This is a genomic window from Pandoraea pneumonica, from assembly GCF_902459645.1.
Taxonomy (GTDB): Bacteria; Pseudomonadota; Gammaproteobacteria; order Burkholderiales; family Burkholderiaceae; genus Pandoraea; species Pandoraea pneumonica.
This window is the reverse complement of the sequence record NZ_CABPSK010000002.1, coordinates 1,382,595-1,392,766: the sequence shown is the minus strand read 5'-3', so window position 1 is coordinate 1,392,766 and position 10,172 is coordinate 1,382,595. Positions and strand designations below refer to the sequence as shown.

The window sequence follows — 10,172 nt, the reverse complement described above, 5'->3', positions numbered from 1 at the left end:
GTCGTCGTCAACAGTTTTTTTCGCTTCTTTTCGCTCGTCGCCGTAGCGACTCACAAGCTCCAAAACCACTAACCACCAGGCTTTCCAGCCCGTCGCACTTACTTGCTTCGCTGCTTTCGCTGCGTCGCTGTCGTTGCGAGAGACGAGATATTAGTCACCTTCTTCGATGCGCGCAAGGGGTTTGTGAAACTTTTTTGAAGGTGCTTATTTTGCAGGCACACCGAGGAATGGCAGCACACGCGCAAGCAACTGGTCCGGTGCCTCTTCAGGAAGATAGTGTCCGCACGGCAGCGCCTCTCCTTCTACCTGCGGCGCGTACGCCTGCCACTCTTTAATAGGATCGAAGCACTGTTCAATCACACCGTGCGCGCCCCACAGCGCCAAGAAAGGACAACGGATCTGCTGCCCAGACGCCAACGACGCCCGGTCGTGCTCTAGATCGATCGTCACGCTCGCCCGGTAGTCCTCGCACATGCCGTGCGCAGTGGCCGGGTCCTGAAGGCAGCGCAGGTACTCCGCGTACGCTTCTTTAGTAAAGGGTGCCAAGCCAGCACTACGTGCGCCCATCGTCTGACGTAGATAGAGATCGGGGTCCGCGCGAATCAACGTCTCGGGGAACGGCGCCGGGCGCACAAGCATGAACCAGTGCCAATAAGCGCGGGCGAAATCAAAGGACGTCTTCTCATACATCGCCAGCGTCGGCGCCACATCTAATGTAATCAAGCGCGTCACGACGTCTGGATGATCGAGCGCCATACGCGCCGCCACTCGTCCGCCGCGGTCATGCGCGAGCACGGAAAATGACGCGAACCCGTGGTGTCGCATTAGTTCGACCTGATCAAGCGCCATTCGACGTTTGGCGTAATTCTCGTGCCCCGCATCCCCAACTGGCTTGCCGCTATCGCCATAGCCACGCAGATCCGCCGCGATCACCGTGAAGTGTTCCGCTAGCTTCGGCGCCACTTTGTGCCAGATGACGTGCGTCTGCGGATGCCCGTGCAATAAAAGCAGCGCCGGCCCCTGTCCGCCACGGATGGCGTGAATGTTGATGCCGTCGACTTGGACGGACGCGTCAGTAAATCCTTCGAACATCGTTGTCTCCCGAAACCGTTTTGAGTCTAATTGATGCCTCAGGCGATTGGGTTTCCGCAAAGTAATTCCACTCGTTACCATTTGGAACGAATAACGACGGCAAAAGGCTCTTATATGGATGGCTTTTCGGAACTGCGTCTATTTGCGCTGGTGGCGCGCCACGGCAATCTCGCAGCGGCCGCCCGGGAGCTCGGGGTGACACCGCCCGCAGTGAGCAAGCGGCTCGCGCAATTGGAGCGCCGGCTCGGGGTTCGGTTGATGAACCGGACGACGCGGCGGCTGAGCCTCACGCCTGAGGGTGAGCTGTATCTATCTAATGGCGCGCGTCTGCTCGACGGATTGACCGAGCTGGAACAACTAGTCACGCGCAGTCGCGCGGAGCCGACCGGCTTGCTGCGAGTGAACGCCTCCTTCGGCTTCGGCCGCGCGCGGTTGGCCCCCGCCATCTCGGACTTCGTCGCGCAGCATCCTGCGATGAAGATCCAACTGCACCTGAGCGACCGCCCGGTGAGCTTGCAGGACGAAGGCTTCGACGTCGGCATCCGCTTTGGTGAAATCCCTGCCGCTCGGCTGAATGCTCGTCGCCTCATGCGCAATCGTCGCATCGTCTGCGCGTCGCCCGCCTATCTGAAGCGTCACGGCTCACCAACCACGCCGCACGATCTGACGCAGCACGCTTGCCTCATCATTCGCGAGAACGAGTCCGCCTTCGGCAGTTGGCATTTCTCGCGAGGCAAGCGCGTTGAGACGGTCAAAGTCGACGGTCCACTGGCCAGTAACGACGGCAGTGCCGTCCTGCATTGGGCGCTCGAGGGCCGTGGCATCGCCGTGCGGTCCGAATGGGAGATCGATGAGCACCTGGCGCGCGGCGACCTCGTCGCTCTGCTGGACGATTGGGCGTTGCCGAACGCCGACATCCATGCGATTTATCTGGAGCGCCACCAGTTGTCGGTCAAGCTGCGCACGTTCCTCGACTTTCTGGTCGCTCGGTTTAAGGCGTAGTCATCGCGAACGGCTAGCTCGTGTAAAGGCATAAGAGACGGCTATACGCGACGAACATTCCACGGCTCTGTCTCTTTATCTCTTGCGATTTGTCTCACCGCACTGCCCGCGCCGTCATTTCCGAAGGCAGCACGGGTAAAGTCGCGAGCAGGATCGCACAAGCCACCTTGTTATAGAAGAACACGACTCACTAGATAACTTGTTATCCGGAGTACGAATAAAACTGGCGAAAGGTATCAAGGTCGCGGTCCTGCTATTCCAAGACACAAGACCTTCAATTCCAAGAGACCTATCGCCCATGCGCTCGCAACTTCGCAAGAGAATCACTGCTTTGTCGGTCGTCGTCGGCATGCAAGCTGGCATTTCGATTGCTAAAGACAACATCCCAGGCCCGAGTCCCGACGTCACCGATCCGCACTTCCAGTTGGTGCCCGGCTACATCCAGCCCAAAGACTTGCCCAATAGTTTGGAATTGCTAGGACCGCCACCAGCCGACGGCAGTGCAGCACTCGCTCGTGACGAAGCGGCGCGGGAGGCAACCGTCCCGCTGCGTGGTAAGCCACGCTCTGAATTGGCCCGTCTGGACGCCGATCTGAAGTTTCCGCAGCCCGCGAAGAATTTCTCCTGCGCGATGGGCGTCGATATCAGCGAAAAGAAGACGCCGCAACTCTACCGCCTGATGCAGCGCGTGTTAACGGATGCCGGGCTATCAACCTATGGCGTGAAGAACACCTATAACCGCACGCGCCCGTTCGTGGTTCACAACGAAGGCACCTGCTTTCCTGAGCAAGAACCGTTGCTGCGCAATGACGGCTCCTACCCTTCGGGACATACCGCCGCAGGCTGGGCGTGGGGACTCATTCTGTCTGAAATCAATCCCAGTCGAGCCGATACGCTACTGCGGCGCGGTCTGGAATTCGGCCAAAGCCGTGTTATCTGCAACGCTCACTGGCAAAGCGACGTAGACGCGGGACGCACCATGGGCGCGGCGACGGTCGCCAAGCTTCACACAAATGCGGCATTTCTTGCCGATCTGAAAGCGGCTCGCAAAGAAGTGTTAGCGCAGCAGTCGAAGGGGGCGTCATCGCAGTTGAACTGCGCGAGCGAAGCAGCAGCCTTGTCGAGTCAATAAGGCGTTTATCGAACCGATTGATTGACCGACAAGATGCCGAATCAGAGCACCATGAAATCATTTATCGCGAAGGCGACGCTGTTGAGCGCCCTATCGGGGATTCACACTCAGGCATTCGCAGCGGATGCGCTTTCCGTCCCGCCAACGCTTTTAACGAGCGCATCGCCGAATGCGGAACGTTGGACGTTAAGTGTCAGCCCATACATCTGGGCAGCGGGAATACACGGCAACGTTGGACAGTTCGGCATGGCCGCGAGTCATGTCAGTTCCGACTTCGGCGACATTCTCAAGAATGTCGACTTGTCGTTCATGGCGGGAGCCGAAGCGCGATATGGTCGCTACGGTTTGCTGGCAGACGTGATGTATGGACGCGTCTCTACCGGCGGGAAATTCGATGTCACGTCGAAGACATTCACCAGCGTTCTAGGCGGCAGCTACAACATCCTCGCCAACGGCCAGACTCGACTTGATTTAGTCGCAGGCGCACGCGTCTGGTATGCGAGCACCGATATCGACATCACTGCGGGCGCGCTCAACGGAAAGCGTCGCAGCGATAGCGCGACGTGGGTCGATGCGGTTGCGGGAGTCCGAGGAAACTACTTCTTGACCGACAACTGGTATCTGACAGGCTGGGGCGTCGTCGGGACAGGCCAGGCGGATCTTGATTGGGATGTGACGGCGGCTGTCGGATATCAATTTAAAGAGAGCTGGTCCGTCATGTTGGGATACCGGGCGCTCGGCGTTAAATACAACAAGAGCGGTTTCGTTTATAACGTTGTTCAACAGGGGCCGATCATTGGCCTGAGGTACCGATTTTGAGCCAACAGCACATCACATGTTGTCGCGACTGGTGGCCTCGCAAATCGACAGCGGGGTGCCGCGGCCGTCCTTCCCCTCTATTAGTTACGCGTCTGCCGCGCGACTGAATGCCCGCTGAACGCCGCGAAGTGGGTCGATAGATGACCGGCGCCGTCAGTTAAAGACGCAATGTATTGCCCCTGTTCACGCGCGTCGTCGGGCGTCACGCCAAAACTCGCGGCAAAGGCTTTGCGAAACTTCCCCGCATCCGCAAATGCGAAATCGGCCGCAATGGCCGACGTTGATCTTGCCGTCCGGCTCGGATCAAGCAACGCCCGGTAGGCCGCGTTAAGACGCTTGTTTCGGATGACGCTCACAATGCCGCCGTCATCCGCGAACGTGCGATACAGATGCGCTCGGGAAATGCGAAATCGTTGCGTGAGAAGTTCGGGACCTAGATCTGCGCGAGTGAGATTGCTATCGATAAACGCCAGCAAGCGCTCACGTAACGCACGCCCGAGTACGGATATCGGTTCGGCATGCGCGGGCGGCGCGTTCGCGAGACCAGCGGCGAGCAACGTCATGAGCGCGTCTTGCACCGCGATGTCTTCGCTGGCCGACAGACTCGCGGAAATCTCGTGCAAGCCCTGAAGATAATCAATCAGCAATCGCGTCAGCGGCAGACCGGCTTTCAGCACGAAGCCGTGCAGATCACGCGAACCCAACAACTTCTCGACACTCGCACGCGGAACCGTCGTAGCCACTCGCACGCCCGCGTCAACTTCGCACGTGTAGGTTCGCGCGAGATCGATGACACAGATGCCACCCGGCGCGGCGACGACATCCTTCCCAGCAAAGTCGCCGTGAATTGATCCAGCCGCCAACACGTGAATCAGGTAATGATCGAGGCCGCCTTGCGCGATGGTTCGCTTGTCGCGCACATAGCGCTGCGCGTTGAATTTGGTCGAACCCAGCGTCATACCCCCGACGGTGCGGATCAGCATCGCGCCTTCCAACGGGACCGCATTCGAAGTCTTGGAACGCATGGTCTCGACGAATGGACGCGTCACTTCACGCCAAAAGTCGTCGCGTAACGACGGCTCGATCGAATCCGTTGAAATCCGAATTTCCGTGTTTGCCATGACGCCCTTTCCCCGTTGGAGGTCATTCTTCAATTTCCAACAGATCCACCAATCGAATGGCGAGCCCATTGAAAATCGAGAGCCTTATAAGACGCTTGATTTTATGGGGTTTTGCGATGCTTGTGGCAAGTATGTGGCCGTGGAATTCTCATTGGCCTAGGCAGCAGTCAACGACGGCTTCATTCGGTATCGATAGTTCATCCAGAAGAACCATCCAATGGTGAGCAACCCAATGATCGACGGAGCAATTTGAGAGTATGGTTGACCAAAGCGAATGACATTGCCGACGAACGCCGAAATCATGGCAAAAAGAGAGGCGACGAGTTTGTAGATGTGCTCGTAACGCCACAGATTCGCGTGCCATGTCTTTGGAAAGGTCCAGCGCAAGAACTCATAAAAAATTAAGAGCGCTAGCGTCCCGAGCGACGAATATACGACCACGTTTGACGTGCTGCCCGTCGATGGGGAAAACAGTACCTGCTTCAGTAGCAGACCACCGACCAATGTTGCACATGACGCAAGAAGCAAATCGACTCTGTTCGGCCCTAGATCCTTGGTGTAGATAACATGCCAACCGCTTAGTAGCTGAAATGCCACCAGAACGGTCAGCACTGCAAACATCGGAATGAAGCGAAAAAACACGCTGCCGATCACCGCAGAGAGACACACGGCAAGCGTGAAATAGGTAAATGCGCGCCCCATCTTCCTGTGCACGACCGTTCCTTTGGTCGTGAACAGGATGCAAAACCCTATACCCATCGCGCAAACACCCGCTGCCACATGCGCGATCAAATTGATGAGGTGTGGCACTGTCATTTGAAATGATCCCGTAATATCAATGCTTTCGTATGTGTTGGTACCGCATACACGTTCAAAACGTCCGTGAAAGCGTAATACGCATTGATGTCACGTTGACGGCAGGTCGCTACGGCTTAACACGCAACGAAGGCGGGGTCCGTCAGGAAGCCCAACGTCATCACCGCAAACTCTTGCGGGGCTTCGATCATCACCCAGTGACCGACGTGAGGCACGATGAATCCCCACGAGTTATCCAATAGCTCCAGATAGCCGTAGGTTCTCGCCAGCACCGCCACTTTGTCCTCTTTTCCGCCGACGACAAGGGTCGGCGTCTTCACTGACGCAATCTGCTCGCGCTCATAAGTCAGTTTGGCTCGGGTGATTTGCTGAATCGCCTGCCGGGCGTCTTCGTTCTGCATGATCTCGTGGCGATATTGCACGATCACCGGATCGACAACGTGACGAGATCCCACCATCGCACGCATGATCCGCTGCATGGCTTCAAGCGTGTAGTCGTAGCCTTGCAGGTTCTTGATGTACGACGGATCCGGATTAGCGATATTCAGTCCAGCGCTCCCCATCAAAATGAGCCTTTCGACGCGTTCCGGATGGTCAATCGCCAGCCCAAGCCCTGTCGCCCCGCCCATCGAATTCCCAATGATCCTGACACGCTCAAGGCCAAGCGCATCGATGAATCCGAGCAAATGGCGATTGCGGTTCTGTTGCGTGTACTCGTACACATCGGGAGACGGTTTCGCTGAACGACCGAAGCCCGGCATATCGTAGGCAATCACGCGAAAGTGCTTTGCGTAAGCTTCCAGGCAGCCACGCCAGTTGCCCCAGCTGTCAGCACCGGCGCCACCGCCATGGATCAAGATCAGCGGGTCGCCATGTCCAATGTCGAGGTAGTGCGTTTCGATGCCATTCACATCGACCGTATGACTTGCCGCCTGAATATCCGCAGGCAGAGAGGGATAACTCATCATCAAACCTTCTTCAAATGTTTAGAGAAACAACGCGTCGCGGGTGGATGAAAATCACGCCCCATCCAGATGCATGAGCACTCCGCCCATGCCGGTCCACCACGCGGCCATTTCTTCGTAATAGACCTGTTCGCCCACGCTCGCCCCCGTCGTCCCGGCCATGAATGCCCAAGTGGCCATCTCGAGTCCGCCGTTTCCGCCGTCCTTGATGATCTCGTCGAACGACAAGTCCGCCAGTTCCGCACCGCGACCGGTCACGACTCGTTCGATCAATTCCCGATCCCATTTCGCATTCACGCGCCCTGAATCGGGCAAACAGATCCAGTGCGAGAGCCCGCCCGTCGCCAAAACCGCGACACGCTCGCGCGCCGGTCGCGAGGTTTCCACAAACGCCCGCACAGCCTTGCCCAACGCAAAGCTCCGTGCGCAAGTCGGTGCTGGTGTCATTACGGTATTGATGTAGATCGGCACGACCGGCACGTTCATGCCGCGATTGATGATCGCGTTCGGCATGGCAAGCCCGTGATCCGGCTTGACGTTCTCGACCGCAACAAGATCGAAATCCTTCGTAGCGGCAAACGCGACGAGTTCGGTGGCAAACGCCCGATGTCCCGGAAACGGTTGCCGAGGCACGCCAAGATCGCCGTAGGGACACCACTCGTCCGAGATGCCGACAGCGAGTGGAATCTGGAAATCGAGCGAGAAGTTGACGAGATGGTCGCTGGTGGCAATCAAGATCACGTCGGGCTTGGATGCCTGAATCGCCTGCCCAATTCGGTCGATGCCGTCGAAGATGCGCTGCGCTTGCGCCTCCACCCCATCCGCCACGCCGAACGTGTGAGACGTGGCCGCGGCACTAACAATCTTTCCCATCGCCAAGACCTTGTTGTTGAAGAAAGGGAGCAATCGACGCCGGGGCCAGCTTCAACAAGCCACGGGCACCGAGATACTTAAACTGCAAGTTCGGATGCACATCGAGTTCGCGCAGCGCTTTCGTTGGCTCGGCCTGCAATTGCACGCGTTGATCTGCGGGAATCCCGAATTCCTCGTGCACCTGATCCGGCGCCTCTCGCAACCGGGCGACCAACTCGGGACGGTGCACGAGCGCACTAATCAGCCGGTGCAGTTCCACAGGGGGACGACGTAAGCTCATGGCCACGCCTCACGTTCCCACGCGCATCGGCGACGTCATTTTGCGCAGCAGCGCCAATACGCTTTGCGCCGTAATCCGCCCCGTGCGGGGGTTTTCAGTCGGAATGTTTTCGATCGACATGGAGAACAGCGCCGCGTCCGATTCCACCGTGATGGTGTGCATGTTTCGCGTGATGTCCGGATCGGCCCAGATTTCCAGCTTCGTTTGGTCGGGCCCAATGCCCGCCAGCGATAGCGCAACCACGACATTCAAATTCGCGGGGAAGCCCTTCGCCGCTTCGCGTGCCGTGCCGGAAAATATCCGCGTCTTCTCGATGATTCCGTCGAGCACGATCCCTTGCTCTGCAAGATACGGCGCGCCCAGCAGTCCCTTGACGGGCTTACGCGTCACCATGTTCACCGACATGATTCGGCCTTCCGCCGCAGCGTTCACTGCATCCAGTCCCAGCAGCGCCCCGGTAGGAATCACGATTTGTCCGCCGTGCTCACGCGCAATATCGATGAGTTCATCGTTATCGAGCAGTGCGCCGCAGCTAAGTACGACAACCTGCTTCCCCAATTTGAGCGCCGGCGCAGCGATTTCCGGCAGAAGATGCGCCGGTGCGCATTCGATGACGACGTCGCAAATCTCCGCCATCTGGTTAAAGCTGGCGACAACGGGACGACTCCGCAGCGAGGCGGCCCACTCAGCAGCCGCTTTGCCATCACGCGCCGCGACGGCGACAAGCTCAATCCCCGGAATCCCCTCATCGAGCGCTTTCGCAATCGACTTACCCACCGTCCCCAGTACCGCCACACCCACTCGTTTCGTTTGACCGCTCGTATGCGCTTGCATATCTACTTTTCCCAATCCTCGAATTCACCGGTGTTATCAAGGGCAGCAGCCATGGTTTTCACGCCGCTGCCCGAACCAAAGGCTTAGCGTTACGACCAGGTCGCAAATGCCATTGCGCATCCGGTTCCGGCGGGGCTGCGATAGCACGGGATGTAGTCGACTAAATCCATCTTCATGCCGTCGACTGCACCGGCCAATGCCGACCAGCAGCGGAACTCGGAATTCCCCGACTGAAGCTTTTGCAGCGGCAGCTGAGCGTGGACGTCGGGTCCACCCGCGGCAAGGCGCTCAAGAAAACTTCGATCGAACGCTTCGTCGACGACGAAGTGACTCAGCCCGCCCGTCGACATGACCACCACCCGAAGGTCTTCGCTCCATGATTCGATCTCACGCCGGATCGACTGCCCGATGCGATAGGCGCGCAGCGGCGACACATTGTTGGGCGGGTAATAGGTGTTGATGCTGACCGGAATCGACGGGTAGATCTTCTCGGTCATCAGCTTGTAATAGACATAGCCAAAGGAATGGCTCATTGCCTGCTGATCTTTAAAGTACTTGGACTGCGCGACATCGAAGCCGTCATCCATCATTCCGCGAATCAAGCGCTCGGCGTATTGCGACGCGACGGGATAGTCCTTCGGCTCCTGCGGATACCAGAGTTCTTGATCGAGATCAGGGTCGTACTTCCACTTCATGATCCCCGTCGGACGATAAGGAATGGTCTCGCCCCAATACACCGATAGTGCCGGCATGTTGTCGTCGTGAAACACCTCTTTATGGTCGTCGCCAATGATCACGACGATGTCGGGGTTCACCTTGTTGAGCGTCTCGGCAAGTTGCGCCACAGCCGCCTGATTCTGCTTATGACGCTGCTCGAGTTTGGCAGGTGTGATCTCGTCCAGGATTGCCGGGTCGGCCTTTTCGAGCAACTCGCCATAGCTCACCCGAGCGCCTGAGTGATCGTGAAGCACAAAGAAATTCTGATCGTCAGTCGCGGCGCGGGCCAACCATGCGGATGGCTTCATCAAAAGGGTCGGACTATGAGAGGAACCGATGCCCATCACAATTTTTGCCATAGCGTTTTCTCTAGTATCGAATCCATTGAATGCTGTATACAGTGGAATCCGTAAGTGCCTGATAAATAAAGAACTCAAGCCACACAAATCGCGTTTTTCTGCATTTTCGAACCTGCGCGACCTGTCGGATACGAGTCTGGATGGTAGGAGTTCACCTCTCCC

Annotated in this window: 11 protein-coding genes; 3 read left to right on the top strand and 8 right to left on the bottom strand. The window is 57.6% G+C overall.

All coding sequences use genetic code 11. The features are described 5' to 3' along the window. Nucleotides 1-204: 204 nt before the first annotated feature. The gene (locus PPN31114_RS15510) at nt 205-1,092 is read right to left on the bottom strand and encodes an alpha/beta fold hydrolase (RefSeq protein ID WP_150680330.1); all 888 of its coding nucleotides are present in this window, start codon (nt 1,090-1,092) and stop codon (nt 205-207) included. A 114-nt stretch (nt 1,093-1,206) separates the two neighbouring features. Here PPN31114_RS15510 and PPN31114_RS15505 point away from each other — a divergent pair, with 114 nt between their 5' ends. From PPN31114_RS15505 to PPN31114_RS15495, 3 genes are all read left to right on the top strand, one after another. Next, the gene (locus PPN31114_RS15505) at nt 1,207-2,094 is read left to right on the top strand and encodes a LysR family transcriptional regulator (RefSeq protein ID WP_150680452.1); all 888 of its coding nucleotides are present in this window, start codon (nt 1,207-1,209) and stop codon (nt 2,092-2,094) included. A gap of 298 nt (nt 2,095-2,392) precedes the next feature. Then, nucleotides 2,393-3,226, top strand: coding sequence for an acid phosphatase (locus PPN31114_RS15500; protein WP_150680329.1), 834 nt, complete (start codon nt 2,393-2,395; stop codon nt 3,224-3,226). A gap of 21 nt (nt 3,227-3,247) precedes the next feature. Then, on the top strand, nt 3,248-4,045 hold the full coding sequence (locus tag PPN31114_RS15495; RefSeq protein ID WP_246182557.1) for a porin family protein: 798 nt from the start codon (nt 3,248-3,250) through the stop codon (nt 4,043-4,045). 80 nt (nt 4,046-4,125) lie between these two features. On the opposite strand, the gene PPN31114_RS15490 is transcribed toward PPN31114_RS15495, so the two are convergent. From PPN31114_RS15490 to PPN31114_RS15460, 7 genes are all read right to left on the bottom strand, one after another. Then, on the bottom strand, nt 4,126-5,166 hold the full coding sequence (locus PPN31114_RS15490; protein WP_174988087.1) for an AraC-like ligand-binding domain-containing protein: 1,041 nt from the start codon (nt 5,164-5,166) through the stop codon (nt 4,126-4,128). Between the two features lie 156 nt (nt 5,167-5,322). Next, nucleotides 5,323-5,982, bottom strand: a complete 660-nt coding sequence (locus tag PPN31114_RS15485) for a hypothetical protein (RefSeq protein ID WP_150680327.1) — start codon at nt 5,980-5,982, stop codon at nt 5,323-5,325. A gap of 116 nt (nt 5,983-6,098) precedes the next feature. Continuing rightward, a complete protein-coding gene (locus tag PPN31114_RS15480; protein ID WP_246182556.1) occupies nt 6,099-6,947 on the bottom strand; it encodes an alpha/beta fold hydrolase in 849 nt (282 codons plus the stop codon). 54 nt (nt 6,948-7,001) lie between these two features. After that, nucleotides 7,002-7,820 carry a DODA-type extradiol aromatic ring-opening family dioxygenase gene (locus tag PPN31114_RS15475; RefSeq protein ID WP_150680325.1) on the bottom strand — a complete coding sequence of 273 codons (819 nt, stop codon included), beginning with the start codon at nt 7,818-7,820 and terminating at the stop codon, nt 7,002-7,004. Continuing rightward, on the bottom strand, nt 7,804-8,100 hold the full coding sequence (locus tag PPN31114_RS15470) for a hypothetical protein (RefSeq protein WP_150680324.1): 297 nt from the start codon (nt 8,098-8,100) through the stop codon (nt 7,804-7,806). The genes PPN31114_RS15475 and PPN31114_RS15470 overlap by 17 nt, the downstream gene beginning before the upstream one ends. A 9-nt stretch (nt 8,101-8,109) precedes the next feature. Beyond that, on the bottom strand, nt 8,110-8,934 hold the full coding sequence (locus tag PPN31114_RS15465) for an aspartate dehydrogenase (protein WP_150680323.1): 825 nt from the start codon (nt 8,932-8,934) through the stop codon (nt 8,110-8,112). Nucleotides 8,935-9,023: 89 nt separating this feature from the next. Beyond that, nucleotides 9,024-10,010, bottom strand: coding sequence for a DODA-type extradiol aromatic ring-opening family dioxygenase (locus PPN31114_RS15460; protein ID WP_150680322.1), 987 nt, complete (start codon nt 10,008-10,010; stop codon nt 9,024-9,026). Nucleotides 10,011-10,172: the final 162 nt, after the last annotated feature.